Here is a 26,473-nt window from a genome sequence, read left to right as displayed (position 1 = left end):
GGTAGTGAACGTCCGCATGCAAGGAAATAAACAGCCCGGACGGCGTACGCCGCCCGGCATAAACGGTGCTCCCTAATTCAAGGCGTCAGTTTGGCTTTCACGGCCTCCAGGCCAGGTTTACCGTCAATGGTGGTCACGCCAGCGAGCCAGGTATCGAGCACCTGTGGATTCTTTTTAAGCCAGGCCTTTGCGGCCGCGTCAGGCTTCATCTTGTCGTCCAGGATGTTGCCCATCAGTTCACTTTCCATGTCGACGGTGAACTCCAGGTTTTTCAACAGCGTCCCCACGTTGCCGCATTCCTGGGCATAGCCCTTGCGGGTGTTGGTTGCCACGGTGGCGGCACCGAAGTCGGGGCCGAAGAAGTCGTCACCACCGGTCAGGTATTGAATCTTGAAGCGCTTGTTCATCGGGTGCGGTGCCCAGCCGAGGAAGACCACGGCGGTGTCGCGTTTCTGTGCGCGGTCGACCTGGGACAGCATGCCGGCTTCGCTGGACTCGACGACTTTGAAGCCGGCGGTCTTGAGGCCGAAGGCGTCCTTGTCGATCATGCTCTGGATCAGACGGTTACCGTCGTTGCCAGGCTCGATGCCGTAGATCTTGCCGTCGAGCTCTTTCTTGAATTTGGCGATGTCGGCGAAGTCATGCAGACCCTTGTCATACAGGGCTTGAGGTACGGCGAGGGTGTACTTGGCACCCTTGAGGTTGGTGCGCACAGTTTCCACGGTGCCGGCATCGCGGTAGGCCTTGATGTCGTTTTCCATGGTCGGCATCCAGTTACCGAGGAACACGTCCATGTTCTTGCCGTCGGCCAGGGACTTGTAGGTCACGGGCACGGAAATCATGGTGGTCTTGGTCTTGTAGCCGAGAGCGTTGAGCACGACGCTGGTGGTGGCGGTTGTCGCGGTAATGTCGGTCCAGCCGACATCGGAGAAGTTTACGGTGCTGCACTGAGCGGGTTCAGCAGCTTGAGCCAGTAACGGCAGACTCAGCATGGCGGCCAACAACAACGACGGGGAACCTTTCATGGATGGACTCCTTGGTGTTTTTTTTGGCAGTGTTCCGACTGGACCACCGCACTTATAGGTTGCGGTTGGATGGCGTTTTGGAGACAGCTCTACCCCGGCGCCTTGCAATCGAGTCGATACGATCATGTACCACTGAAAATCTGACGCCTACAGGGTGCGTCGTATCCAGTACAGGGATGGTCGCATCCAGTGTCGGTGACGTCGTTTACAGCTTTTTTCAGCCCTCTTTCCCCCTCTGATCCGCAAAAAAACGGCGAAAACGCGACGTAAAAGACACGCGGCGTTAGTGAGCATGAGTGCGTCGGTGTGAGACGTCGAACAACCTGGCAAAAGCTTGATGATGCGGCCATCTCGGCGGATTGCAGCTTGAGCGTAGCAGCTCCGCCACTGGGCGCTTTTGCGTCTGGAGTCGGCACATCCAGGAGTTCGGCAGTCATGGCTATCAGTGTTTTCGACCTGTTCAAAATCGGCATCGGCCCTTCCAGTTCGCACACCGTGGGGCCGATGCGGGCCGCCGCGCTGTTTGTTGAATCGCTGCGTGACAAGCATTTGCTGGAGCAAGTACGGCGTGTCGAAGTCCAGTTGTACGGTTCGCTGTCAGCTACCGGCATTGGTCACGGCAGCGACAACGCGGTGATCATGGGCCTGATGGGCGAGTGGCCGGACGCAATCGACCCGTCGCAAATCGGCATCCGTATCGAAACCCTGCGCGAAACCCACATGTTGCTACTCGATGGTCGCTTGTCGGTGCCCTTCATCTGGGCCCGGGACATGCGCCTGATCGACGAAAACCTGCCGTTCCACCCCAATGCCATGACCCTGATTGTCGAAGGCGATCACGGCGAGTTGCATCGCGACACCTACTATTCCGTCGGCGGTGGTTTTGTCGTGGATGAAACCCAGGCATCCAGTGGCGTGGTCGATCTTGACCGCACCGTGTTGCCGTACGATTTCTCCAGCGCCGCCGAGCTGTTGGAACTGTGCAAAAAGCACGATCTGCGGGTGGCTGAACTGATGATGGCCAACGAGAAAGTGTGGCGCAGTGAAGAAGAAATCCGCGCCGGCCTGATGAAGCTGTGGCGCGCCATGCAAGATTGTGTCGACCAGGGCCTCAAGCACGAAGGTATCCTGCCCGGCGGCCTCAATGTGCGTCGTCGCGCTGCCAAGTTGCACCGCAGCTTGCAGGAGTTGGGTAAACCCAACGTGATCGGCTCGACCTTGAGCGCCATGGAGTGGGTCAACCTGTTCGCCCTGGCGGTCAACGAAGAAAACGCCGCCGGCGGCCGCATGGTCACGGCACCGACCAACGGTGCGGCGGGGATCATTCCGGCGGTATTGCATTACTTCATGAAATTCAGCGAGGCGGTGACCGACGCCAATGTCGTCGACTACTTCCTTGGTGCCGCAGCGGTCGGGATCTTGTGCAAAAAGAACGCTTCGATCTCCGGCGCCGAAGTCGGTTGCCAGGGCGAAGTCGGCTCGGCCTGCGCCATGGCGGCGGCCGGGTTGGCGGAGATTCTCGGCGCTACGCCGGAACAGCTGTGCAACGCTGCCGAGATCGGCCTGGAGCATAACCTCGGCCTGACCTGCGATCCGGTGGGCGGGTTGGTGCAAGTGCCGTGCATCGAGCGCAACGCGATTGCCGCGGTGAAAGCGATCAACGCGGCGCAGATGGCCCTGCGTGGTGATGGTCAGCACTTCATTTCGCTGGACCGGGTGATTCGCACCATGCGTGATACCGGCGCCGATATGCATGACAAATATAAAGAGACTTCGCGCGGTGGGTTGGCGGTGAGCGCGGTTGAGTGCTGAGACCGAGTCGCCTTCATCGCGGGCAAGCCCGGCTCCCACAGGTGAATGCGATCAACTGTGGGAGCGGGCTTGCCCGCGATGGCGTCAGACCAGTCAAAACTGCGCGCTAAGTGAACACCCGCACCCAAACACGCGTTGTTTTGGAGCGTCGCTTATAGATAAGCGGCGTTGCCAAACCCAGGGATCCAAACCGGCCCTGACCGCCCGTCACCCGTGCTTGCGGTGACACTCTCTCGCAGCACATCGCAGCCCTGTTCCCACAAGTGCTACCGATTTGCTCACGCCCAACAGGGCCGAGCGTTTGCCGTCGATAATGGCACTTGTATCCGCCCTTCGCTGCGCAGCTTATATGACATGCCGCGACGTCGTTTTCAGGAGTTATTGAACGCACATTCAAAAATAGGCATGGCAATTGCTCTGTCATTACAAAGCCCGTCTCCCACGCGAGAACGATGGCAATAAAAGAGCCTCCGCCTGAGGCCATCACCCGCTTTGTGTGAGGAGATACCGCGATGACGACGTTCAACTCCGGGGCCCAACCCCAGAACCGTGCGCCTCAATCCATCGGCTTTTTGCTGCTGGACAATTTCACGCTGATTTCTCTGGCCTCTGCCGTAGAACCCCTGCGCATGGCCAACCAATTGTCCGGTCGCGAGCTGTATCGCTGGACCACAATCACCGTCGACGGCGGCCAGGTCTGGGCCAGTGACGGCTTGCAGATCACCCCCGACTGCTCCATGCACAAAGCGCCCGCCCTGGACACCATCATCGTTTGCGGCGGTATCGGTATCCAACGCACTGTCACCCGAGAGCACGTGTCATGGCTGCAAAGCCAGGCGCGTCAGTCGCGTCGTCTTGGCGCCGTCTGCACCGGCAGTTGGGCCCTGGCGTGCGCCGGCCTGCTGGACGGTTTTGATTGCAGCGTGCACTGGGAATGCCTGGCTTCGATGCAGGAAGCGTTCCCGCGTGTGGCCATGAGCACGCGCTTGTTCACCCTGGACCGTAACCGTTTCACCAGCTCCGGCGGCACCGCGCCACTGGACATGATGCTGCACCTGATCAGCCGCGATCACGGGCGTGAACTGTCCGCCGCGATCTCGGAAATGTTTGTCTATGAACGCATCCGCAACGAGCAGGATCACCAGCGCGTGCCGCTCAAGCACATGCTCGGGACCAACCAGCCGAAGTTGCAGGAAATCGTTGCACTGATGGAAGCCAACCTCGAAGAGCCGATCGACCTCGACGAACTGGCGGTGTATGTCGCCGTTTCGCGTCGTCAGCTGGAGCGGTTGTTCCAGAAATACCTGCACTGCTCGCCATCGCGCTACTACCTGAAACTGCGCCTGATCCGTGCCCGGCAGTTGCTCAAGCAAACGCCGATGTCGATCATCGAAGTGGCGTCGGTGTGTGGCTTTGTTTCCACGCCGCACTTCTCCAAGTGCTACCGCGAATACTTCGGCATTCCACCACGTGACGAGCGCGTCGGTTCCAACACCACGCAACAGGTGGCGATGATGCCGCTGCCGCAAGCTCTGGTGTTGTCGCCGTTGTCCGGCCCGTTGTCGGCGCTGAGTCAGGCGCGTAACGAGTCGACGTTTGCCAGTGTGAGGCTCTAAACCGAGGCGCCTTCATCGCGGGCAAGTCGAATCGTCGCACCGCCGGCTCCCACAGGTCATGTGTTGGATCGCCATTTCGCGAACGACACAAACTTTGTGGGAGCTGGGCTTGCCCGCGATGGCGTCCTGTCAGGTTCGATGGTTCTGCTGATACTCCGCCAAGGCTGGCAGCAGTTGCTTGTCGATCGCCTGGCGCACGGCCGGCAGGATGGTCGCGCTGCTGGTGTACATCTGCTTGACCATGGTGCGTAGCGTATTCGCCCGCTCATTGTTCAAACCTCGTACCGCACACTCGCAAGCCTGTTCGGCTGTAGAGCCGCTCGGGACTTGAAAACCCAATGACTTCAGCTGGCCCAACAGATCTTCCTGGTCAATCAAATCGGCGTGCATCATGACGCAATCCTTCTTCAGGGAACGGTGTCTTGGCTCGATTCTCGTAGGGGGATGAAGTGGCGGCAAGGGCGATTTGTCGCAATGGCCGCAATACCTATGAACAGGTCGTTTTCGGCTAACTTGCCCGACTCGGGAGTGGGCACACTGGACCCAGCTCGCTTCACGAAGGTTTGGTCACCCTCGCGCAACGGCTCCTCAACAGTACCCTCCTCAGCTCCGATCTTGTCACGGCTTGATCGGGGTTTTTTTGCCTGTGAATCAGGGATTTGCGCGGTGTTTGTACTGGCACCATCGCGGGCAAGCCTTGCTCCTGCAAGGGCGGGCTTGAACCCATATCCTGTAGGAGCAAGGCTTGCCCGCGATGAACGATGACGCGGTCTAACGTTGCAACACCAGAATGCGCGACAGCAATTCATCCCGGTCGACATAACAACCCTGGAAATGCCGCGCCCCGGTGGCAGGGTCGAACGCGTTGCGGGCGTGGAGGGTGCGGCGATTGTCAAAACACCACAGCTCACCGGGATTGAGCCTTTGCATCAGCCTGAACCGGGGTTCGCGGGTCATCGCAATAAAGCGGCGATAAGCGCGATACAGCTTGGGCATTTGCTCCACCGACGCATCGAACGGCCCGCGCAAAAGTTCGCCATGCGGATTTCCGATACGTGCCCGAGCGCATTCAGCGCGATGATCGGCGCCAGGCAGCGATAGTCGCTGTGACGGTCCTTGTTGCGAAATTCCACGGGGATTTCACACAGGCTCTGGAACGCTTCAGGATCCTCCTGGCGCAAGGCCTCGGCGATGGCGAAACCGTCGACGAAAATACTCTCGCCACCGTCGGCGTCATTGACCAGGCAATGCAGAAATTGCAGCCCCGGTTGCAGCTCCCGTGTCGGCAGATCGCTGTGCAATGGCAGGTTGAAAGCGGTGTAGGCGTTGCTGTCGGCATCGGCCTTGGATTGCACATTGAACAACACGCCGAAATTGCTTTCGCGGATGAACGATATGCGCTGGGCAATTGGCTTCAATGAGCCCGGCTCGGTGGGTACGCCACGAACTTGAGTCAAACCGATGTCGCGCACCGCCAGCAGCCATTGCAGCAGGGCGTCGTTGTCGTTCATCAACGCCTGATACTCGAACACCGGTAACTGCAAATCGTGGTGCCAAAGCCTGGCTTTGGGTTTGCCGGCCTGACGCTCGGCGCGGGACTCATCGTCATAGGCGTGGGCGCGCAACCAGCCAGGGTCGAAGCGGCTGACGTGGCCGTCCTGCCAATCGACGCACAGGCAACCTTGGGCGTCGATGTTCGCCCCGCTGGGCATCAGGTTTTCGGCGACATCAACGATCTCTAGCACTTGCTCGCGGGTCACGGTGTAGACGCATTGCGGGCACGGGCAGTTGTCCCGCAACCATTGGTGATGAAAGGGGCTGACGCGTTCATCGGCCCACTTCACCAGTACACGATCCGCCACGGCCTGCACGCCAGCCAGCGCGCTGATCAACGGATAAGTACGGAAGTCGGCAAAGCAGTGGCGGTGTTCAATGGCGATCTCCTTGTTATTTTTGGGGGTAATGCGATCACTCGGCCAATGTATTCGGGGGTGGGCAATTCTTCCTGGTCGGCGACGATGGCTTGCAGCTTGCTCAGCGACAGTTCGCTGAACGGTGCGGATCGCGGCCCGGCAAGGTCGACGTGAAGCAGCATCTGCTCGTTACCGGCCAGTTCCTTGTCATCGCCCACGAGATGAAGGCTGTGATAGAGGTGCAGGCGTTTGCTGTCGTGGCCAATGATTTGCGTATGCACCTCGACATCGGCGTCGAGCTTCACTTCGTGCAGGTAGTTAAGGTGCAGTTCCAGGGTGAACAGCGAGTGACCGCTGGCGTCGCGGCTGTTGCTGTCGAGCCCCAGGCGGTCCATCAGTGCATCGGTGGCGTAGCTGAAAATCAGCAGGTAGAAGGCATCGCGCAGATGGCCGTTGTAATCGACCCAGTCGGGGATGATGCGGGTTTGGTAGGTGGTCAAGGCAGGCATTGTTTTGGTTCCAACATAAGTGGTGACTGGACTGCCGCCTTCGCGGGCAAGCCCGCTCCCACAGTGATTATTGGTGTGAAGCAGATCTGATTCACCCCGAGATTCCTGTGGGAGCGGGCTTGCCCGCGATGAGGCCGCAACTGCTGGCCTCTTCAGCGGGGTTACTCGCTGAAGGCCATCCCATGCTTCTCTTTGGTGGTCTTCACCGCCTCAAGCACCGCCAGCAGGCAATCATCACGATAGCGCTCCAGCGCCGAAATGCTGTGTTTGCCCAACTGATCGCTAGTGCCATCGACCACGTCATCGATCAATTTGTCGGTCAGTTCCGGCGCAGGCAGGTACGTCCAAGGCAACTGCAACGCCGGGCCGAATTGCGCCATGAAGTGGCGCATCCCGGCATCGCCGCCGGCCAGGGTGTACGTCAGGAAAGTGCCCATGAACGACCAGCGCAGGCCCGCGCCAAAACGAATCGCGTCGTCGATTTCACCGGTGGTCGCCACACCGTCGTTGACCAGGTGCAGCGCCTCTCGCCACAGCGCTTCGAGCAAACGGTCGGCGATGAACCCCGGCACTTCCTTGCGTACATGCAGTGGGCGCATGCCGAGGGATTCATAGACTTTCATCGCCGCTTGCACGGCTTCAGGCGCGGTGTTTTTGCCGCCGACCACTTCCACCAATGGCAGCAGGTAAACCGGGTTGAACGGGTGGCCGACCACGCAGCGTTCCGGGTGTGTTGCACTCTCGTAGAATTCGCTCGGCAACAGGCCCGAAGTGCTGGAGCCGATCAAGGCATGGGCTTGGCCGCCGCGCTGATTTTGCTGTGCAGTTCCAGTTTCAATTCCAGGCGTTCCGGGGCGCTTTCCTGGATGAAATCCGCATCGCGCACGCACTCTTCAATCGTTGCGACAAAGCGCAGGCGATCCTGAGAAGCGCCGGGCGCCAACCCTTGTTTTTCCAGTGCGCCCCAGGCATTGGCGACGCGTTTGCGCAAGGCCGCTTCGGCGCCCGGTGCCGGGTCCCAGGCCACGACGTCAAGGCCGTGGGCGAGGGCGCGCGATACCCAGCCGCTGCCGATGACACCGCTGCCCAGGGCTGCAAAGTTTTGATTTCGGTGATGAAGGTCATGGTGACTTCCTGAAAATATTGAGGACTCTGTGGGAGCGGGCTTGCCCGCGATGTCGGTGTTCCATTTTCAGAACATGAGGCGGATGTACCGGCCTCATCGCGGGCAAGCCCGCTCCCACAGGTGATGTATCTAGAGGTGGGTCAGCCGCGCTTGGTCAGGCCCATCTTCTTGCGGCCTTCCGCCGGGGTCAGCACGCGGGCGCCGAGGCGGCTGAGGATTTCGCCAGCGCGTTCGACCAGTTGGCCGTTGGTCGCCAGCACGCCTTTGTCCAGCCAGATGTTGTCTTCCAGGCCGACCCGCACGTTGCCACCCAGCAGCACCGCTTGCGCCGCCATCGGCATCTGCATGCGACCGATACCGAAGCCGGCCCACACCGCGTTGGCTGGCAGGTTGTCGACCATGGCTTTCATGGTGGTGGTGTCAGCCGGTGCGCCCCACGGGATGCCCAGGCACAGCTGGAACAGCGGGTCGTCGAGCAGGCCTTCCTTGATCAGTTGCTTGGCGAACCACAGGTGACCGGTGTCGAAAATTTCCAGCTCGGCTTTAACGCCCAGCTCTTGAATGCGTTTGGCGCCAGCGCGCAGTTGCGCCGGAGTAGAGACGTAAATGGTGTCGCCGTCGCCGAAATTCAGGGTGCCGCAATCGAGGGTACAAATTTCCGGCAGCAGCTCTTCAACATGCGCCAGGCGGGTCAGCGGGCCGACCAGGTCGGTGTTCGGGCCGAACTCCATCGGGTTCTCGCCAGCGCCGATTTCCAGGTCGCCGCCCATGCCGGCGGTGAGGTTGACGATGATGTCGACATCGGCCTCGCGGATGCGCTCCATCACCTCGCGGTACAGCGCCACGTCGCGGCTGAACTTGCCGGTCTCGGGGTTGCGCACATGGCAGTGAACCACGGTGGCGCCGGCCTTGGCGGCTTCCACGGCGGCTGCGGCGATTTGTTTCGGAGTGACCGGCACGTGTGGGCTTTTGCTGGTCGTGTCGCCAGCACCGGTGAGTGCGCAGGTGATGATGACGTCGTGGTTCATGAGACGGTTCCTTACAGGCAAGATTTCAGACGTGGTGGTCCCGCTCGCAGCCCGGTAGGGCTGCGAATCGGTGGTTTGGATCCAGGGTTTACTTGCTGGTCAGTTGCAGGTTTTCAGCCGCCGGTTTGCCATCGAAGGTAGTTACGCCTTCGAGCCAGCGCTGTTTGTCTTGCGGGTGATCTTTCAGCCATTGCTTGGCCGATTCGAAGGCGTCTTTGTGATCGAGCAGCGGCTGCATCATCCGGCTCTCGTCTTCGGCGGAGTAGGTGAGGTTGCTCAGCAGGCGCCCGATGTTCGGGCATTGTTCGGCGTACTTGGGCGCGGTGACGGTCCAGACCGTGGCCATGCCTTCGTTCGGGCCCAGGGCGTCGTCACTGCCAGTGAGGTAGGTCATCTTCACGTTGACGTTCATCGGGTGCGGCGCCCAGCCGAAGAACACCACGGCCTCGTTGCGGCGCACGGCGCGATCCACCGCCGCGAGCATGCCGGCTTCGCTGGACTCGACCAGCTGGAACTTGCCGAGGCCAAACTGGTTCTTGGCGATCATCGCCTTGATCTGGGTGTTGGCGCCCGAGCCAGGCTCGATGCCGTAGATCTTGCCGCCCAGTTCTTTTTCGAACTTGGCGATGTCGGCGAAGGTTTTCAGGCCCTTGTCGGCGAGGTAGGTCGGTACGGCGAGGGTTGCGCGGGCGTCTTTCAGGCTTGGAGCTTGCAGCACTTTGACCTGGTTGCCATCGACGAACGGGGTGATGGTCTGGGTCATCAGCGGGTTCCAGTAACCGAGGAACAGGTCCAGGCGCTGATCGCGGATCCCGGCGAAGATAATCTGCTGGGACGCGCTGGTTTGTTTGGTGTTGTAGCCGAGGCCATCGAGTAGCACCTGGGTCATGGCGCTGGTGGCAATGACATCAGTCCAGTTCACTACGCCCATGCGCACGTTCTGGCACGAGGCGGGTTCGGCGGCCATGACGCTGGCGCTCAGGAGTGCGGTACCGCTGAGTGCAAGAACACAGCTGCTGATCAGTCGTTTCATCTCAGGTTCCTCGGCAGTTCGTTATTGTGAGTTCCGGTGTCTGATGCGCCGGTGATGCCAAGTTACGCAGCAACACGCCCGTGAAAGCGCACTACGGCGACCAGCTCTTGCACTGCAGCGACCTGTCCTCTTGAATGCCGCCGGCAAGTGGCGTATCAACGTCAACACGCTGCCCGCCCTCTCGCTACATGCCAATCGAGTGCGCTCCATGTCCCAGGATTTCTACTTCTTGTTGATGCCGGGTTTCTCGGCGATTGGATTTATCTCGGCCGTCGAGCCGCTGCGGGTTGCCAATCGCTTCCGTGGCGAGCTGTACCGCTGGCACGTGCTGAGCGCTGACGGCGGTGCGGTTTTGGCCAGCAACGGCATGTCGGTCAACGCCGATGCGGCGTTGGAGCCGCTGAAGAAGGTGCGACGCTCTTGGTGGTCGCCGGCTTCGAGCCGCTGAAATTCGCCACCCCGGCGCTGGAGCACTGGCTGCGACGCCTGGACATTGAAGGCGTGACCCTTGGCGCCATCGACACCGGCAGCTTCATTCTCGCCGAGGCCGGCCTGCTCGAAGGCCATCGCCTGACCCTGCACTGGGAAGCCATCGACGCGTTCAAGGAATCTTATCCACAGCTCAGCGTGACTCAGGAACTGTTCGAGATCGACCGCCGGCGCATCACCTCGGCGGGCGGCACCGCCTCCATCGACCTGATGCTCGACCTCATCGCCCAGGCCCACGGCCCGGAACTGGCGATCCAGGTCAGCGAACAATTCGTGCTCGGCCGCATCCGCCCACGCAAAGACCACCAGCGCATGGAAGTCGCCACGCGCTATGGCATCCGAAACAAGAAGCTTGTTCACGTTATCGGCGAGATGGAACAGCACAGCGAACCGCCACTGAGCACACTGGAACTGGCGGACTCGATCAAAGTCACCCGGCGTCAGCTGGAGCGATTGTTTCGCCTGCATTTGAACGACACGCCAAGCAATTTCTACCTGCGCTTGCGGCTGGAGAAAGCCCGACAGTTATTGCGGCAGACAGACATGAGCGTGTTGGAAGTGAGTATCGCGTGCGGGTTTGAATCGCCGTCGTATTTCACCCGCAGCTATCGGGCGAAGTTTGCGCGGTGCCCACGGGAAGACCGGCGTACCGCCAAGGCATGATCGTTCCCACGCTCTGCGTGGGAACGCCGCCATGGACGCTCTGCGTCCGCTTCGAGATGTGACGCAGAGCGTCACGGGATGCAATACCACGCAGAGCGTGGGAACGATCGGTGGAGGGCGTTACTTCTTCATCAATGCCGAGCAGGCCGCTTTAAACGCTTCATGCTGATACTTGTTCAGCGTGGCCGGCAGTTCGAAGTCGAATTTCTTGTTCTGCGCATTAATCGTCTGTGGCGACAACAACGTCACCTCGCAATTCTCCAGCAGCTGGAAAACGCCCTCGATCTTGAACGTAGTCGGCCCACCGGCGAACTCACCTTTCTTGCTGCGCTTCTTGATCGCGATCCGGTCAATCGAATTCTCGCGCACGAACGAGGCGACCTGTGCCGCAAACACTTTGACGTTGGCGGCTTCGTCGTCATCCTCAAGGGCGATTTTCTTGGTGTTGAGGGCAACATGGCTCAGGGTCGAACCGTCGAGGGAGGCCACGGCGATGATCGCTTCGCTGCCTTTGATTTCGATGCCGCAGATGTTCATTTGAATTCCTTGAGTGGCTGATGGCGTGCAGCTTACAGCTCAAGCTGATCGGCGTTGATACCGAAAGCTGCGGCGATTTTTTCGCGGGTAGCCTTGCGGGGGTTGGCGACAGTTTCCTGCTGCGCAAAGGCCGGTTGGGAGATACCCATGCGTTTGGCCACTTCATCCTGAGTAAGGTTCAGATGTTCACGCCATGCGCGAATCGGCGTCGCGCCATCGACGATACGGCTGACCACTTCATGGGGAATCAGATCGGGCTCAATCTTTTGCGCCACATATTGCGCGTAGGGAATGACCACGAAAGCAGGGTTTCCCTCTGCATCATTGATGATTTGAACGTCAGTAGGTGCGTTCATCACGTTTTTTGACCTCTTGAATACTGACCACTTTGATTGCGCCATCCCAGTCGAACATGACTCGATAGTTACCCACTCGAAGTCGATAGGCATAGTCATGACCAACCAGTGCTTTGACATTGCCTGTATCAGGCATGCCGGTTAGCACCGTGACGGCACACGAACCTGGATCTGGTGAGCGGAATGCAATTTCAGAAGCTGCTTAACGGCCTTTCGAGTCCAGTGAATGCTGTTCATGGGAAAATATAAGTCTTTTATAAGATTTTCGAATCTTTACTTATATTTTTCAGGGCGCCAATAAACGAACCATGTCGGCATGTTGCCTGCCTGATGCGTTCGTTTATCAAGCTAAAGGGTGTTGTAGGTGTGGTGAGCACAGCCTGTAGGAAAGGGCGGTTTGTCAGAACAGTAAGCTGGCGTGAGTGCCAGCTTCCGATAGTCGATCGGCTTTACTCCTGCCCAATCGACTCCAAAAACTCCGACCGCTCGTCACTCATCCGCGCCACGCAATCATTTTGCGCAATGGTGAACGCCTTGCTACCGCTGGTCGCCGGAAACGCCTCAACCGCGCAATCCGCATCTCGGGTCTTCAGCCATTGTTGTTGAGCGGCCTTGAGCTTGGCGTTGATGTCGGACAGTTGTGCCGGGTTCTTGCCGTAGGCCGTTTGCATACGCTCGGTCAGGCCTTGGTAGTTTTCTTTGAGCAGGTCTTCGGCAGTGGTTCGGCTGAAGGCCGAGCATTCGAGGGTCTGGATGTCGTTTTCGACTTTGTCGCAGGGATTGTCGTCGGACTCTTCAGCGGCGTGTACGCCGGTTGCTATCAGTGCCAAAGCCAGGATGATCGATTTCATTGCGCCGCCGCCCCAATCCAGTAGTGCATTCAGTAATGCCGCGAATTCTGGCCCATGCGAAGGCCCTTGAACAGGTGGGCAATCGTGCCGTGCGGCGACCCTTTGTCGCGGATTGACGCTTTCGGCAAACCCCCTGTCGTTTTTGCACCCGGCTACCGAGGCACCGAGGCATATGCTGGCCCCAAAGCGCCGGCACACGATTCGGCGCGTGAATCGCTAATAGGGGACAGCCTGATGAGCCCAGCCGAATTGCACGCCGACAGCATCGTTATCGACGGGCTGATTATTGCCAAGTGGAACCGTGAACTGTTCGAAGACATGCGCAAGGGCGGTCTGACCGCGGCCAACTGCACCGTGTCGGTGTGGGAGGGCTTTCAGGCGACCGTCAACAACATCGCCGCCAGCCAGAAGCTGATTCGCGAGAACAGCGACCTGGTGATCCCGGTCCGCACCACTGCCGACATCCGTAAAGCCAAGGAGCAAGGCAAGACCGGCATCCTGTTCGGCTTCCAGAATGCTCACGCGTTTGAAGACCAGATCGGCTATGTCGAAGTGTTCAAGCAGCTCGGCGTCGGTATTGTGCAGATGTGCTACAACACCCAGAACCTGGTGGGCACCGGCTGCTACGAGCGCGATGGCGGCCTGTCGGGTTTCGGTCGTGAAATCGTCGCCGAGATGAACCGCGTCGGCGTCATGTGCGACCTGTCCCACGTCGGCTCCAAGACGTCGGAAGAAGTCATCCTCGAATCGAAAAAGCCAGTGTGCTACTCGCACTGCCTGCCGTCGGGCCTGAAAATCCACCCGCGCAACAAGTCCGATGAAGAACTGAAGTTCATCGCCGATCACGGCGGTTTCGTTGGCGTGACCATGTTCGCGCCGTTCCTGGCCAAGGGCATCGATTCGACCATCGACGATTACGCCGAAGCCATCGAATACACCATGAACATCGTTGGCGAAGACGCCATCGGCATCGGCACCGATTTCACCCAGGGCCATGGCCAGGAGTTCTTCGAATACCTGACCCATGACAAGGGCTACGCCCGCCGCCTGACCAGCTTCGGCAAGATCATCAACCCGCTGGGCATCCGCACCGTCGGCGAGTTCCCGAACCTGACCGAAACCCTGCTCAAGCGCGGCCACTCCGAGCGCGTGGTGCGCAAGATCATGGGCGAGAACTGGGTGAGCGTCCTCAAGGACGTCTGGGGCGAATAACGCCACTTTTTAAACAACGATCTTTGTAGCAGCTGCCGAGGCACGAGGCTGCGTTGCGGTCCGAAGGACCGCCCTCGAGGGCCGCTTCGCAGCCCAACGCAGCCTCGCAGGCTCGACAGCTGCTACGGCTAGCTATCGCCTCAACACATTGAATTCTGGAGCTTTACCCATGGCTAAAATCGCCCCGCAATTGCCAATCGAAGTCGACAGCGAAACCGGTGTCTGGACCTCCGACGCCCTGCCAATGCTGTACGTACCGCGCCATTTCTTCGTCAACAACCACATGGGCATCGAGGAAGTGCTGGGCGCCGAAGCCTACGCCGAAATCCTCTACAAGGCCGGCTACAAGTCCGCCTGGCACTGGTGTGAAAAAGAAGCTGAATGCCACGGCCTGGAAGGCGTCGCGGTGTTCGAACACTACATGAAACGCCTGTCGCAACGCGGCTGGGGCCTGTTCAAGATCCAGGACATCGACCTCGACAAAGGCACCGCCAGCGTCAAGCTCGAACACTCGGCGTTCGTCTACGTCTACGGCAAGGTCGGGCGCAAGGTCGACTACATGTTCACCGGTTGGTTTGCCGGTGCCATGGATCAGATTCTGCAGGCCCGTGGCAGCAAGATTCGCACGGTTGCCGAGCAAGTCTACGGTGGCTCCGAAGAAGGCCACGACGACGGCCTGTTCACCGTCAAGCCGTTGTAAGTCGAGGAACCCGCCATGGCTTTCGAAGCAATGTTCCAGCCGATCCAGATCGGCAAACTGACCATCCGCAACCGCGTGCTCAGCACCGCGCACGCCGAGGTCTATGCCACCGACGGCGGCATGACCACCGACCGGTACGTCAAGTATTACGAAGAGAAAGCCAAGGGCGGGATCGGCCTGGCGATTTGCGGCGGTTCTTCCAGTGTGGCCATCGACAGCCCGCAAGGCTGGTGGAAGTCGGTCAACCTGGCCGACGACCGGATCATTCCGCATTTCCAGAATCTGGCCGATGCCATGCACAAGCATGGCGCCAAGATCATGATCCAGATTACTCACATGGGTCGTCGTTCCCGTTGGGACGGCGAGCATTGGCCAACCCTGCTGTCGCCGTCGGGCATCCGCGAGCCAGTGCACCGTGCGACCTGCAAAACCATCGAGCCGGAAGAAATCTGGCGGGTGATCGGCAACTACGCCAGCGCCGCCGCGCGTGCCAAGGCCGGTGGCCTGGACGGCGTCGAGCTGTCCGCCGTGCACCAGCATATGATCGACCAGTTCTGGAGCCCGCGGGTCAACAAACGTACCGACGAATGGGGCGGCAGCTTCGAGAACCGCATGCGTTTCGGTCTGGAAGTGATCAAGGCTGTGCGGGCTGAAGTCGGCCCGGATTTCTGCGTCGGCATCCGTCTGTGCGGTGATGAATTCCACCCGGATGGCTTGTCCCACGAGGACATGAAGCAGATCGCCAAGTACTACGACGACACCGGCATGATCGACTTCATCGGCGTGGTGGGTTCGGGTTGCGACACCCACAACACCCTGGCCAACGTTATCCCGAACATGAGTTATCCACCGGAGCCATTCCTGCACTTGGCGGCCGGTATCAAGGAAGTGGTCAAGGCCCCGGTGCTGCACGCGCAGAACATCAAGGACCCGAACCAGGCGACCCGTATTCTGGAGGGCGGCTACGTGGACATGGTCGGCATGACCCGCGCCCACATCGCCGACCCGCACCTGATCGCCAAGATCAAAATGGGTCAGGTCGACCAGATCAAACAGTGCGTCGGTGCCAACTACTGCATCGACCGTCAGTATCAAGGCCTGGATGTGTTGTGCATCCAGAACGCCGCGACCTCCCGTGAATACATGGGCGTACCGCACATCATCGAGAAATCGACCGGTGTGAAGCGCAAGGTTGTGGTGGTCGGTGCCGGCCCTGCCGGGATGGAAGCCGCGCGTGTGTCGGCCGAACGTGGCCACGACGTGACCCTGTTCGAGAAGAAAGAATTCATCGGCGGGCAGATCACCACCGCTTCGAAAGCCCCGCAACGGGACCAGATCGCCGGTATCACCCGTTGGTTCCAGCTTGAGTTAGCGAGGTTGAAAGTTGACCTGCGCCTGGGCGTGGCGGCCGATGCGGCAACCATTCTCGACCTGCGTCCGGATGTGGTGGTACTCGCCGTCGGCGGCCATCCATTCCTGGAGCAAAACGAGCACTGGGGCGCGGCTGAAGGTCTGGTGGTCAGCAGTTGGGACATCCTTGACGGCAAGGTTGCACCGGGCAAGAACGTGCTGGTCTACGACACCATTTGCGAGTTCACCGGGATGTCGACGGCCGACTTCCTCGCCGACAAGGGCAGCCAGGTCGAGATCGTCACCGACGATATCAAGCCGGGTGTGGCCATTGGCGGTACGTCGTTCCCGACTTACTACCGCAGCATGTACCCGAAAGAAGTGATCATGACCGGCGACATGATGCTGGAGAAGGTCTACCGCGAAGGCGACAAGCTGGTGGCGGTACTGGAAAACGAATACACCGGCGCCAAAGAGGAGCGGGTGGTGGACCAGGTTGTTGTCGAAAACGGCGTGCGTCCGGACGAAGAAATCTACTACGCCCTGAAGGAAGGCTCGCGTAACAAAGGCCAGATGGACATCGAAGCCCTGTTCGCGATCAAGCCGCAACCTTCGTTGAGCCAGGCGGGCGACGGCTATTTGCTGTTCCGCATCGGCGACTGCGTGGCCCAGCGCAACACCCACGCGGCGATCTATGACGCGCTGCGGTTGTGCAAGGATTTCTAAGAGCTTGTGGATAGCCCTGTAGGAGCAAGGCTTGCCCGCGATAGCGTCGGAGTTTCCGATGCATCTTTGGCGGTAGAAATACCGCCATCGCGAGCAAGCTCTGCTCCTACAGGGAATCGGGCAAGGCATCCAGGTAGTTTGGCCTGCAAGACCCTGCGGTCTTTGGGAGCTCCACCATGTTGAACACCCTTCTTCCAATCCTGTTGTTCGCAGCCCTGGGCCTTGCTGTCCTCGGCGCGTTGCGGCGGGTGGCTATGTGGCGTCGGGGCCGGGCTTCGAAAGTTGACCTGATCGGCGGCCTGTTCGCCATGCCCAAGCGCTACATGGTCGATTTGCACCATGTCGTCGCGCGGGACAAATACATCGCCAACACCCACGTCGCCACGGCCGGTGGTGCAGTGGCGTCCATTGTGCTGGCGATTCTGGTTCATGGTTTTGGCCTGCATAACCGCATCCTTGGTTATGCGCTGTTACTGATGACGGCTGTGATGTTCGTCGGTGCGATCTTCGTCTACCTGCGTCGGCGCAACCCTCCGGCCCGTTTGTCCAAAGGCCCGTGGATGCGCCTGCCGAAAAGCCTGTTGGCGTTCTCGGCATCGTTCTTCCTGTTGACCCTGCCGGTCGCCGGCATCCTTCCGGAAAACTTCGGTGGTTGGCTGGTCGCTGCGATCCTTGGCGTCGGCGTGTTGTGGGGCGTTTCGGAACTGTTCTTCGGCATGACCTGGGGCGGGCCGATGAAGCACGCCTTCGCTGGTGCGCTGCACCTGGCCTGGCACCGTCGCGCCGAGCGTTTTAATGGCGGCCGTTCCACCGGTTTGAAACCGCTGGACCTGAACGACCCGACCGCGCCGCTGGGCGTGGAAAAACCCAAGGATTTCACCTGGAACCAACTGCTCGGCTTCGACGCCTGCGTGCAGTGCGGTAAATGCGAAGCCGCGTGCCCGGCCTACGCCGCCGGCCAGCCGCTGAACCCGAAAAAACTGATTCAGGACATGGTGGTCGGTCTGGCCGGTGGCACCGATGCCAAGTTCGCCGGTAGCCCGTATCCAGGCAAAGCCATCGGTGAACACGCAGGCAACCCGCATCAACCGATCGTCAACGGTCTGGTGGACGCTGAAACCCTTTGGTCATGCACCACGTGCCGTGCCTGCGTCGAGGAATGCCCGATGATGATCGAGCACGTCGATGCCATCGTCGACATGCGCCGCCATCTGACCCTGGAAAAAGGCGCCACGCCAAACAAGGGCGCCGAAGTCCTGGAAAACCTGATCGCCACCGACAACCCGGGCGGCTTCGCGCCGGGCGGGCGGATGAACTGGGCGGCGGACCTGAACCTCACGCTGATGAGCGAGAAGAAATCCGTCGACGTGCTGTTCTGGGTCGGCGACGGTGCCTTCGACATGCGCAACCAGCGCACCTTGCGCGCCTTCGTCAAAGTGCTGAAAGCGGCGAAAGTCGACTTCGCGGTGCTGGGTCTCGAAGAGCGCGACAGTGGTGACGTAGCCCGACGCCTGGGCGACGAAGCGACCTTCCAGCTATTGGCCAAACGCAATATCCAGACCCTGGCCAAATACAGCTTCAACCGCATCGTCACCTGCGACCCGCACAGCTTCCACGTGCTGAAAAACGAGTACGGCGCGTTCGACGGCAACTACCTGGTGCAGCACCACAGCACCTACATGGCAGAAATCATCGGCGCTGGCGCGTTGAATCTGGGTCAGCACAAAGGCAACAGCGTGACCTATCACGACCCGTGCTACCTCGGTCGCTACAACGGTGAATACGAGGCACCACGTGAAGTACTGCGCGCCCTCGGGATCGAAGTGAAAGAGATGCAACGTTCCGGTTTCCGCTCGCGCTGCTGCGGCGGTGGTGGCGGTGCACCGATCACTGACATTCCTGGCAAGCAACGTATTCCCGACATGCGCATGGAAGACATCCGCGAAACCGGCGCCGAACTGGTGGCCGTGGGTTGTCCACAATGCACTGCGATGCTCGAAGGCGTGGTCGAACCCCGGCCGCTGATCAAGGACATCGCCGAACTGGTGGCGGACGCGTTGCTCGAAGACGCGGCCCCGAGCAAGCCGACCAAACCGGCCCAACGTGAACCTGCGGAGGCCCACTGATGAGCGACATTATCCGCCGCGACCCACGCGCCGAATGGATCGCCCGTAACCGTTTGCACCCGCTGCACGCGGCCATGCAACCGGCGCAACACAGCTGGATGGGGCCGAACGGTGTCATCCGTAAGAATCCTCATGGCATCGGTTTTATCGGTCCCAACGGCATCAAACGCATTGACCGCAGCGGCGCTCAACAGGGCGGGGCGAGCAAACGCTCTGCCGCCGTTGAAGTGCAACTGCCGCTACATCAGGTACCAGCACCTGCGTTCTACATCAGCGTGGTGCCGGACATGGTCGGCGGCCGCTTGAGCAGCCACGACCGCGACTTGCTGGGGCTGGCGCATCAGTTGGCCGGCAAGGACGGCGCGGTACTGGCCGTGGTCTTCGGCGAACACAAAGAGACGACGTTTGCCACCGCGGGCGTCGATCGCTTGCTGGTGCTGGAAGGTGACGAATTCAGCGGTTATGCACCGGAACAACGGGTCCAGGGCTTGCGGGCTGTGGATAACCAGTTCAGCCCGCGTCATTGGCTGTTGCCGGACAGCCGCAGCGGCGGTGGTGAACTGGGTCGACGCTTTGCCGCCGCACTGGGCGAACGCCCGGCCACGCGGGTCTGGCAGGTCAAGGATCAGGAATGCATCGGCCGCGCCGGTGCTGGTTTGCAAGACCTTGCACGCCCGGTTGCGCGGTTGATTCTGGCGGCGGCCGAATGTGCCGAACCGGTCAGTGAAACCCGTCACGAAGCCTTGGCGGTGGAGTTATCCACAGCCGTGGCGCGCAGCCTCTCGCGCATCGAAGATCTGGGCGCGGTGGCGGTGGACCCTGCGGCGATTCCGATGGCCGAAGCCGAGTTCATCTTCTCTGGCGGCAATGGGGTCAAGGACTGGGGACTTTTCCACAGGACGGCCGAGGCGTTGGGCGCTACCGAAGGCGCGTCCCGTGTGGCGGTGGACGATGGCTTCATGGCCCGTGACCGTCAGGTTGGCGCATCCGGCACCTGGGTGACCGCGCGGGTTTACGTGGCCGTGGGGATTTCCGGGGCGATTCAGCACCTGCAAGGCATCGGTGCCTGCGACAAGGTGGTGGCAATCAACCTCGATCCTGGCTGCGACATGATCAAACGGGCCGACCTGTCGGTGATCGGCGAGAGCGCCGAGATTCTTCAAGCCTTGATTGACGCGGTAGAGGCTTACCGCAACGACGCCAAGCGCGATGCGGCTTAAGGGAAGGAAAGGGTTATGAGCACGAAAATCATCAGCCTGGTGTCCATCGGCGCCCACCCGACCTCCGGCCGGCCACGTCGCGCGGAGCAGGATGCGCGGGCGGTGGAGCTGGGCTTGCAACTGGCTGGGGATAACCTGCAAGTGCTGCATGCCGGCGATGTCGCTGAACCTGCACTGCGCGCCTACCTGGGCATGGGGCTGGAACAATTGCATGTGCTTGAGCAGCCTTCAGGTGCCGATGCACTGCCAGCGTTGACCGCCTATTTGCGCGATGCGGGGGCACAAGTCGTGCTGACCGGCAGTCAGGCCGAAACCGGTGAAGGCTCGGGCATGTTGCCGTTTTTGTTGGCGGAAAGCCTCGGCTGGCCATTGGTGGTCGGTTTGGCTCAAGTGGAGTCCATCGATGGCAGTTCTGCGTTGGTGCTTCAGGCTTTGCCCCGTGGCCAGCGCCGTCGATTGAAAGTGCGCCTGCCGTTTCTCGCCACGGTGGATAACGCTGCACCGAAACCTCGGCAGAGTGCCTACGGCCCTGCGCGGCGGGGCGTGTTGCACGCCGATGACGTGGAAGTCGTCGACGATGATTTGCTGGCGGTCGCCACCCTGCAACCGGCCAAGCCACGGCCCAAGCGCTTGAAGGTGATCAAGGCCAAGAGCGGTGCCGATCGCATGAAGGCGGCGACGGCCAAGGCCAGCGGTGGCGGTGGGCAAGTGCTCAAGGGTGTTACGGCGCAAGCGGGGGCTGAAGCCATTCTCAAATTGCTGATTGAAGAAGGTGTGGTCCGCTAGCGGTCCGTTGGGGGAAGTTAATGGCTGTTGAGTTTCGTTTGGCCCGGCGCGGCGATGCGCGGGAGATTGCGCGGTTGTTCCAGATTTCGTCGGAAGGGGCTTCGGATTACATCTGGAGCCAGATAGCAGAGCCCGGCCAGGACCTGCTGGACGTTGGTGCCATCCGCTATGCCCGCGACGATGTGGACTTTTCCTATCAGAATTGCCTGATCGCCGAAGCGAACGGGGAAGTCGTCGGCATGATGCACTGCTATGTGATGCGCCATGATCCGCTGGCGGCTCCGGTGACTGACCCGGTGTTGGCGCCCTACGCCACGATGGAAATCCCTGACACCCTGTACATCTCCAGCCTGGCGCTGCACGAGGGGTGGCGCAACCAGGGCCTGGGCAAGCAGTTCCTCGCTTACGCCTACGACCGGGCCAATCAGTTGGGGCTCAATGGCCTGAGCCTGATCGACTACGCTGCGAACACCGGCGCCCGCCGGTTTTACGAGCGACACGGCTTTCGTATCGTCGACACCTGTCAAATCACGCCCCACCCGATGATTCGGGTCACGGGTGAGGCTTACCTGATGTATCGGCCGTAAGGGCGACCACTCGCCGTACCGCTCGGTGAGCTACAGTTTTGCTGTGCGCTGTCTAAGGGTGCGGCACGGTCTACGGAGCTTTTAGACGTTCAGCGCTTAATCATGAAACCCGTTTTTGAGTGGGTTGACTATGAAGGCGTTGCAGCGTCGTGCGACCTGGTTGCTCTGTGCGGTGATGTGCGTGCCTGCGGGTTTGATGGCGGCGGCCAAGCCCGCGGCTGTCGAGCCACGTCATGCAGCCGATCTGGATTTTTATCAGTGGATGGCGTCGCCGCAAGGGCAAAAAAGCGTCCCTGGCACAGATGCGGCAGCAGTGTGCCAAGGTTGTGGATGCCGAGAGCAATCTCAGTTGTTCAGTGTCCGTTTACGCCCGAATGTTCGAGGCCAAAGTCGCCAATCAACTGCCTGATTACTACCTGGCGATCAAGCACCGCCATGCCCGGGCCATCGCGAATGATCCCGAGCTCAACGTTCTTTTTTCCATGTTTGGCCCTCGATCCATCGCGGCCCTGCGCGCGGTCGGCGACTTTTCCGTGACCAGGAGCCGGCGACACGAGGTCGTGACGCTTTATCCACGCCCCAGCGAGGGTTACGTCACGGACGAAGTGCTGCCCTACATCAGCGTCAAAGCGGCCAACGGTGTCTCGTCGCGTTTCATAGTGGACACCGGTGCGCCACAAACCCGGGTCAACAGCGAAACCGCGAAGCTCATGGGCATCACCTTGCTGACCGACTCCCAATACGGCTACAGCACCTTTTATGGCGAACATGACCTGTCAGCCAAGCTGGGTATTTTCGAGTCCTTGACGATCGGCGGGAGCGAATTCAGGAATGTCCTGGTGTTTGTCAGCGACCGGGATAACTTGCTGGGGCTGGATCTGATCGGCAAGTTGGGGCGCTTGAAGCTCAGCAGAAAGAACCTGGAGCTTAACGCTGCACCTCCCGCGCGATGCGATGCGCCGGTGACCTATGGGCGCATGGACATCAATCAACGACTGACCATTGCCGCACACCTGGATCGCCGGGCGACACTGGCGATTGTCGATACCGGCAATGTTGATTACCTGACGTCGGCCTGGCCCGGGGAGTCTCCTGTCAACGTCGCCGAAAACTCGCGCCATCAGACCTTCAGGGGCGAATTGGATTTGTCCGGCCACACCAGGGTCATCCAGTACAAATACTACCCAGGCTTCACCATTCCGCCGTCGTTGTTGGACGGGCAGTACGTGCCTTCGATTTTGCTCGGCTGGCGGGCATTCAAGGACTACGAGATGGACCTTGACCCCGAATCCGGTCACTCGTGTCTGAATAAAATCTGATTTACCCACAATCCCTGTTGGCGATTCTGTGGATAACGTGTTCGTCCCTCGCTACACCCCACACAAATCAAGCCCTGCAAGCCTCCGTACAAAAAACAACCAGGCTAAGTGCCGGTTTTTTATGGGCTTTTTACGGTGGATAAAGTTATGCGTGCTCCAATACTTGCCCCCAATCTCTGTTGGCGCTTCTGTGGATAAGATGTTCGCTAACCTCTACAGGCCTTATAAACCGGTGCCTGCATACGATTGTTCAAAAAACGAACAATTCATCGATTCTGATCGGTAAACAGCCCGCAAACCGCGATTTATCAAGGTTTTCAGCGGTTTTCCACAGAACGACAGAAGTTGCCCCCAAAGTCTGTTGGCGCTTCTGTGGATAAGGTGTTTGCCATCCTCTGTAAGCCACGTAAAACGTGACCTACAAGCTTTAGATCAAAAAACAACCAGTTGCCGTTCAAAACCCTGCTTCTGGATAAGTCACGGATTTTCTTCAGTTTCTGTGGAGAAAGTTTTCTGTAAAACCACACTTGTCCCCAATAGCTGTGGGTGGAGGTGTGGATAACTTGTTTGCTGAAGGCTGGAAGGCACGCGGGGCATAGTGCTGAACGGAATAGATCATATTTCGTACAGTTCTGAATCGGGGGGATATCGGGGGAGGATGTGTTGTTGGGGGAGGGTGCCATCGCGAGCCGGCTCACTCCTACATTCCCCTGTAGGAGTGAGCCGGCTCCGGGCGGCGTTCCGACGATGCTTTTAGCGCTGTCAGCCTTGTACAGGAACGCCTTTGAGGTACGGCGCAGGCTCGGCCCCCAGGTTGTTCAGCAGGCGTTCGCTGTACCAGTCCACAAAGTTCACCACGCCAAACTCATACGTCTTGGAGTAAGGCCCTGGCTGGTAAGCGGTGGAGTTGATGCCGCGCTGGTTCTCTTCGGCCAGGCGACGGTCCTGGTCGTTGGTGGCGTCCCAGACCTGGCGCATGCGCTCCACGTCATAGTCCACGCCTTCAACGGCATCCTTGTGCACGATCCACTTGGTGGTGACCATGGTTTCCTGAGCGCTGATCGGCCACACCGTGAAGACGATGATGTGGTCGCCCATGCAGTGGTTCCACGAGTGCGGCAGGTGCAAGATGCGCATCGAGCCCAGGTCCGGGTTCTTGATACGGCCCATGAGTTTGGCGCAGCCCTGTTTACCGTCCATGGTCATCGACACGGTGCCCTTGAGCAGTGGCATGCGCACGATGCGGTTACGCAGGCCGAAGCTGGCGTGGGCGTAAGGGATCTTCTCGGCTTCCCAGGCAGCGGCGGAGGCCGCGACGTGGTCCTTGAATGCCTGATCGGCACGTGGGTCGGTGACGTCGTCCCATTCCAACAGGGTTTTCAGCAATTCCGGGTGCGACGCGTTGCAGTGGTAGCACTCACGGTTGTTTTCCAGCACCAGTTTCCAGTTGGCCTTTTCCATCAAGGTGGTGGTAATCGCCACCTTGGTGTTCTCCATGTCGTACGGTTCCATGTAATGGTTCAGCGTCGACAGGAAGTCATCGATGGCTGGCGGGTTCTCCGACAGGCTGATGAAGATGTAGCCACCCGCAGTCTTCACGTTCACCGGCTTGAGGCCGTACTGCTTCATGTCGAAGTCGGCGCCCATCTCGGTGCCGGCGAACAGCAGGCGACCGTCGAGCTCGTAGGTCCACTGGTGGTAGTGGCAAACCAGTTTGGCGACCTTGCCTTTTTCGCTGGTGCACAGGCGTGAACCACGGTGGCGGCAGACGTTGTGAAACGCGTGCACAACGCCTTCGGCGCCGCGAATCACGATGATCGGGTTTTTGCCGATTTGCAGGGTCAGGTAGTTGCCCTTGGTCGGGATCTCGCAGGTCATGCCGGCGATCAACCACTCTTTCTGGAAGATTTCCTGCATGTCGATATCAAACAGCCGCTCGTCAGAGTAAAACGGCTGCGGCAGCGAGAAAGTGCGCTCGCGTTCTTGCAGCATCTGCGCGGTGGCCTTGCGTGCGGGTTCCAGTGGATCGCCCAGGCTCAGGGTAGTGGTGACGTCCATCGTTTAATCCTCAAGGCCATTCTGTGTGGCCGGCGAAAGTGGCTAATCAGGTTTGCTACGCAAGGTGTAATGGTTGTGTCTTGGTATGGGGCGAGTGTGGGGCCGGCGCTGGGCAGAACCTTATCCATGGGCGACATGGCCCAATCTGTTCCCGACGCGCAACCCCCGGTAGATGCAGGCTGGTCGCGATAAGTATGTGAATGTCGCAGATAGGTAAATGGGTGATCGGCGCGTTACGCAGAATCGCCAACATAAGGCCGAGCATCGGCGGTGGAGAACAGCATGTCCAACAGCTTCCTGAATCCGGTAACGACCCAGACCTGGGCCAATGGTCGACACATCGTCCGTTGCGTCAAAGTCATCCAGGAAACCTGGGATGTGCGCACTTTCTGCTTCATGGCCGATCAGCCGATCATGTTCTTCTTTAAACCGGGGCAGTTCGTCACCCTGGAGCTGGAAATCGAAGGCGTGCCGATCATGCGCTCCTACACCATTTCCAGCTCGCCATCGGTGCCTTACAGCTTTTCGGTGACGATCAAGCGTGTGCCGGGCGGCAAGGTCTCGAACTGGCTGCACGATACCCTGCATGAAGGTCAGGAGCTGGCAGTGCACGGGCCGGTCGGGCTGTTCAACGCCATGGACTTCACCGCGCCGAAGGTGCTCTACCTCAGCGGTGGCGTCGGCATCACGCCGGTCATGTCCATGGCGCGCTGGTTCTATGACACCAACGGCAACGTCGACATGGTGTTTATCCACAGCGCCCGCTCGCCCAAGGACATCATTTACCACCGTGAGCTGGAACACATGGCATCGCGGATCGACAACTTCAGCCTGCACCTGATCTGCGAGAAGCACGGCATGGGTGAGCCCTGGGCCGGTTATCGCGGTTACCTCAACCACCGAATGCTTGAGTTGATGGCGCCGGACTTCCTTGAGCGCGAAGTGTTCTGCTGCGGCCCGACGCCGTACATGAGTGCGGTCAAGCGCTTGCTGGAAGCCGCTGGCTTCGATATGTCGCGTTATCACGAAGAGTCCTTCGGCGCGACCCCGCCAGAGGCGCGCGCCGATGCAGTGGAACACGCCGAGCAGGCGGCCGACGCACCGGAACTCGACGTGGCGGATCTGTATCAGGTGGAATTCACCGCGTCCGGCAAAAGCATTCGCGTTGCGCCGGGGGAAACCGTTCACGCGGCGGCTGCCAAGTTGGGGCTGTTGATTCCGAAGGCCTGCGGCATGGGCATTTGCGGGACGTGCAAGGTGATGAAACTGGGTGGCGAGGTCGAAATGGACCACAACGGCGGGATCACCGAAGAAGACGAGGCCGAAGGGTTTATTTTGTCGTGCTGCAGCGTGCCGAAGGGCGACGTGCGTATCGAGTTCTGATTCGCACCCTAAATCCCTGTAGGAGCGAGCCTGCTCGCGATAGCGGTG

18 protein-coding genes and 6 pseudogenes are annotated in these 26,473 nt (G+C 59.8%); 12 read left to right on the top strand and 12 right to left on the bottom strand.

Going from position 1 to position 26,473, the window contains the following annotated elements; all coding sequences use genetic code 11:
- Positions 1–77: 77 nt before the first annotated feature.
- Positions 78–1,025, bottom strand: coding sequence for a choline ABC transporter substrate-binding protein (locus AB4N76_RS11745; protein ID WP_046029842.1), 948 nt, complete (start codon positions 1,023–1,025; stop codon positions 78–80).
- 435 nt (positions 1,026–1,460) lie between these two features.
- Here AB4N76_RS11745 and AB4N76_RS11740 point away from each other — a divergent pair, with 435 nt between their 5' ends.
- Both AB4N76_RS11740 and gbdR read left to right on the top strand, forming a co-directional pair.
- A complete protein-coding gene (locus AB4N76_RS11740) occupies positions 1,461–2,837 on the top strand; it encodes an L-serine ammonia-lyase (RefSeq protein ID WP_460164477.1) in 1,377 nt (458 codons plus the stop codon).
- 512 nt (positions 2,838–3,349) lie between these two features.
- On the top strand, positions 3,350–4,453 hold the full coding sequence (gbdR, locus tag AB4N76_RS11735) for a choline metabolism transcriptional regulator GbdR (RefSeq protein WP_046029844.1): 1,104 nt from the start codon (positions 3,350–3,352) through the stop codon (positions 4,451–4,453).
- 129 nt (positions 4,454–4,582) lie between these two features.
- Here gbdR and AB4N76_RS11730 read toward each other — a convergent pair whose 3' ends face one another.
- The 6 genes and pseudogenes from AB4N76_RS11730 to choX all read right to left on the bottom strand — a co-directional run bounded on the left by AB4N76_RS11730 (position 4,583) and on the right by choX (position 10,062).
- A complete protein-coding gene (locus AB4N76_RS11730; protein ID WP_046029845.1) occupies positions 4,583–4,846 on the bottom strand; it encodes a hypothetical protein in 264 nt (87 codons plus the stop codon).
- A gap of 378 nt (positions 4,847–5,224) precedes the next feature.
- Positions 5,225–6,386 (bottom strand): annotated as a pseudogene (locus AB4N76_RS11725) (gamma-butyrobetaine dioxygenase).
- Between the two features lie 18 nt (positions 6,387–6,404).
- A pseudogene (locus AB4N76_RS11720) lies at positions 6,405–6,875 on the bottom strand (thioesterase family protein); the annotation flags it as partial.
- A gap of 161 nt (positions 6,876–7,036) precedes the next feature.
- Positions 7,037–8,000, bottom strand: a pseudogene (locus AB4N76_RS11715) (L-carnitine dehydrogenase).
- A gap of 141 nt (positions 8,001–8,141) precedes the next feature.
- Positions 8,142–9,029 carry a beta-keto acid cleavage family enzyme gene (locus AB4N76_RS11710; RefSeq protein ID WP_046029853.1) on the bottom strand — a complete coding sequence of 296 codons (888 nt, stop codon included), beginning with the start codon at positions 9,027–9,029 and terminating at the stop codon, positions 8,142–8,144.
- An 88-nt stretch (positions 9,030–9,117) separates the two neighbouring features.
- Entirely contained in the window at positions 9,118–10,062 is a 945-nt protein-coding gene (gene choX / locus AB4N76_RS11705; RefSeq protein WP_046029855.1) for a choline ABC transporter substrate-binding protein, read from the bottom strand.
- A gap of 208 nt (positions 10,063–10,270) precedes the next feature.
- Here choX and AB4N76_RS11700 point away from each other — a divergent pair.
- Positions 10,271–11,214, top strand: a pseudogene (locus AB4N76_RS11700) (GlxA family transcriptional regulator).
- Between the two features lie 120 nt (positions 11,215–11,334).
- On the opposite strand, the gene AB4N76_RS11695 reads toward AB4N76_RS11700, so the two are convergent.
- The 4 genes and pseudogenes from AB4N76_RS11695 to AB4N76_RS11680 form a co-directional block, all read right to left on the bottom strand.
- Positions 11,335–11,751, bottom strand: coding sequence for a DUF3010 family protein (locus AB4N76_RS11695; RefSeq protein WP_046029859.1), 417 nt, complete (start codon positions 11,749–11,751; stop codon positions 11,335–11,337).
- Between the two features lie 32 nt (positions 11,752–11,783).
- Positions 11,784–12,107 (bottom strand): helix-turn-helix domain-containing protein, encoded by a 324-nt coding sequence (locus tag AB4N76_RS11690; protein WP_109785589.1) that lies wholly within the window; start codon positions 12,105–12,107, stop codon positions 11,784–11,786.
- Positions 12,091–12,344 (bottom strand): annotated as a pseudogene (locus tag AB4N76_RS11685) (type II toxin-antitoxin system RelE family toxin). Before AB4N76_RS11685 ends, AB4N76_RS11690 begins: the two are co-directional and overlap by 17 nt.
- 212 nt (positions 12,345–12,556) lie before the next feature.
- Positions 12,557–12,958 carry a lysozyme inhibitor LprI family protein gene (locus AB4N76_RS11680; protein WP_046029862.1) on the bottom strand — a complete coding sequence of 134 codons (402 nt, stop codon included), beginning with the start codon at positions 12,956–12,958 and terminating at the stop codon, positions 12,557–12,559.
- Positions 12,959–13,192: 234 nt separating this feature from the next.
- Here AB4N76_RS11680 and AB4N76_RS11675 point away from each other — a divergent pair, with 234 nt between their 5' ends.
- The 8 genes and pseudogenes from AB4N76_RS11675 to AB4N76_RS11640 all read left to right on the top strand — a co-directional run bounded on the left by AB4N76_RS11675 (position 13,193) and on the right by AB4N76_RS11640 (position 22,984).
- The gene (locus AB4N76_RS11675; RefSeq protein ID WP_460164476.1) at positions 13,193–14,170 is read left to right on the top strand and encodes a dipeptidase; all 978 of its coding nucleotides are present in this window, start codon (positions 13,193–13,195) and stop codon (positions 14,168–14,170) included.
- A 169-nt stretch (positions 14,171–14,339) separates the two neighbouring features.
- Positions 14,340–14,870, top strand: coding sequence for a DUF5943 domain-containing protein (locus AB4N76_RS11670; protein ID WP_007947752.1), 531 nt, complete (start codon positions 14,340–14,342; stop codon positions 14,868–14,870).
- 15 nt (positions 14,871–14,885) lie between these two features.
- Positions 14,886–16,946 carry a dimethylglycine demethylation protein DgcA gene (gene dgcA / locus AB4N76_RS11665; RefSeq protein ID WP_046052432.1) on the top strand — a complete coding sequence of 687 codons (2,061 nt, stop codon included), beginning with the start codon at positions 14,886–14,888 and terminating at the stop codon, positions 16,944–16,946.
- A gap of 176 nt (positions 16,947–17,122) precedes the next feature.
- Positions 17,123–19,072 (top strand): dimethylglycine demethylation protein DgcB, encoded by a 1,950-nt coding sequence (dgcB, locus tag AB4N76_RS11660; RefSeq protein WP_460164475.1) that lies wholly within the window; start codon positions 17,123–17,125, stop codon positions 19,070–19,072.
- The gene (gene etfA, locus AB4N76_RS11655) at positions 19,072–20,292 is read left to right on the top strand and encodes an electron transfer flavoprotein subunit alpha (RefSeq protein WP_460164474.1); all 1,221 of its coding nucleotides are present in this window, start codon (positions 19,072–19,074) and stop codon (positions 20,290–20,292) included. The genes dgcB and etfA overlap by 1 nt, the downstream gene beginning before the upstream one ends.
- Positions 20,293–20,307: 15 nt before the next feature.
- Positions 20,308–21,078 carry an electron transfer flavoprotein subunit beta gene (gene etfB, locus AB4N76_RS11650; protein ID WP_077431143.1) on the top strand — a complete coding sequence of 257 codons (771 nt, stop codon included), beginning with the start codon at positions 20,308–20,310 and terminating at the stop codon, positions 21,076–21,078.
- A gap of 20 nt (positions 21,079–21,098) precedes the next feature.
- On the top strand, positions 21,099–21,665 hold the full coding sequence (locus tag AB4N76_RS11645; RefSeq protein WP_046029871.1) for a GNAT family N-acetyltransferase: 567 nt from the start codon (positions 21,099–21,101) through the stop codon (positions 21,663–21,665).
- A gap of 130 nt (positions 21,666–21,795) precedes the next feature.
- Positions 21,796–22,984, top strand: a pseudogene (locus AB4N76_RS11640) (retropepsin-like aspartic protease).
- Between the two features lie 762 nt (positions 22,985–23,746).
- Here AB4N76_RS11640 and gbcA read toward each other — a convergent pair.
- Positions 23,747–25,042, bottom strand: a complete 1,296-nt coding sequence (gene gbcA, locus AB4N76_RS11635) for a glycine-betaine demethylase subunit GbcA (protein WP_046029875.1) — start codon at positions 25,040–25,042, stop codon at positions 23,747–23,749.
- A gap of 282 nt (positions 25,043–25,324) precedes the next feature.
- On the opposite strand from gbcA, the gene gbcB reads away from it, so the two are divergent.
- Positions 25,325–26,425 (top strand): glycine-betaine demethylase subunit GbcB, encoded by a 1,101-nt coding sequence (gene gbcB, locus AB4N76_RS11630; protein WP_046029877.1) that lies wholly within the window; start codon positions 25,325–25,327, stop codon positions 26,423–26,425.
- Positions 26,426–26,473 lie beyond the last annotated feature (48 nt).

Source organism: Pseudomonas sp. S2_F03, assembly GCF_054668335.1.
Note: the sequence above shows the minus strand (reverse complement) of the source record. Positions and strands in the feature narration are given on the sequence as shown.

Excerpts from the sequence above, each read along its gene's own strand:
- dgcA (WP_046052432.1), top strand. The coding sequence starts at position 14,886 with ATGGCTTTCGAAGCAATGTTCCAGCCGATCCAGATCGGCAAACTGACC.
- gbcB (WP_046029877.1), top strand. The coding sequence starts at position 25,325 with ATGTCCAACAGCTTCCTGAATCCGGTAACGACCCAGACCTGGGCCAAT.
- gbdR (WP_046029844.1), top strand. The coding sequence starts at position 3,350 with ATGACGACGTTCAACTCCGGGGCCCAACCCCAGAACCGTGCGCCTCAA.
- choX (WP_046029855.1), bottom strand. The coding sequence starts at position 10,062 with ATGAAACGACTGATCAGCAGCTGTGTTCTTGCACTCAGCGGTACCGCA.
- AB4N76_RS11645 (WP_046029871.1), top strand. The coding sequence starts at position 21,099 with ATGGCTGTTGAGTTTCGTTTGGCCCGGCGCGGCGATGCGCGGGAGATT.
- AB4N76_RS11695 (WP_046029859.1), bottom strand. The coding sequence starts at position 11,751 with ATGAACATCTGCGGCATCGAAATCAAAGGCAGCGAAGCGATCATCGCC.
- dgcB (WP_460164475.1), top strand. The coding sequence starts at position 17,123 with ATGTTGAACACCCTTCTTCCAATCCTGTTGTTCGCAGCCCTGGGCCTT.
- gbcA (WP_046029875.1), bottom strand. The coding sequence starts at position 25,042 with ATGGACGTCACCACTACCCTGAGCCTGGGCGATCCACTGGAACCCGCA.
- etfA (WP_460164474.1), top strand. The coding sequence starts at position 19,072 with ATGAGCGACATTATCCGCCGCGACCCACGCGCCGAATGGATCGCCCGT.
- AB4N76_RS11710 (WP_046029853.1), bottom strand. The coding sequence starts at position 9,029 with ATGAACCACGACGTCATCATCACCTGCGCACTCACCGGTGCTGGCGAC.
- AB4N76_RS11690 (WP_109785589.1), bottom strand. The coding sequence starts at position 12,107 with ATGAACGCACCTACTGACGTTCAAATCATCAATGATGCAGAGGGAAAC.
- AB4N76_RS11740 (WP_460164477.1), top strand. The coding sequence starts at position 1,461 with ATGGCTATCAGTGTTTTCGACCTGTTCAAAATCGGCATCGGCCCTTCC.
- AB4N76_RS11745 (WP_046029842.1), bottom strand. The coding sequence starts at position 1,025 with ATGAAAGGTTCCCCGTCGTTGTTGTTGGCCGCCATGCTGAGTCTGCCG.
- AB4N76_RS11680 (WP_046029862.1), bottom strand. The coding sequence starts at position 12,958 with ATGAAATCGATCATCCTGGCTTTGGCACTGATAGCAACCGGCGTACAC.
- etfB (WP_077431143.1), top strand. The coding sequence starts at position 20,308 with ATGAGCACGAAAATCATCAGCCTGGTGTCCATCGGCGCCCACCCGACC.
- AB4N76_RS11670 (WP_007947752.1), top strand. The coding sequence starts at position 14,340 with ATGGCTAAAATCGCCCCGCAATTGCCAATCGAAGTCGACAGCGAAACC.
- AB4N76_RS11675 (WP_460164476.1), top strand. The coding sequence starts at position 13,193 with ATGAGCCCAGCCGAATTGCACGCCGACAGCATCGTTATCGACGGGCTG.
- AB4N76_RS11730 (WP_046029845.1), bottom strand. The coding sequence starts at position 4,846 with ATGATGCACGCCGATTTGATTGACCAGGAAGATCTGTTGGGCCAGCTG.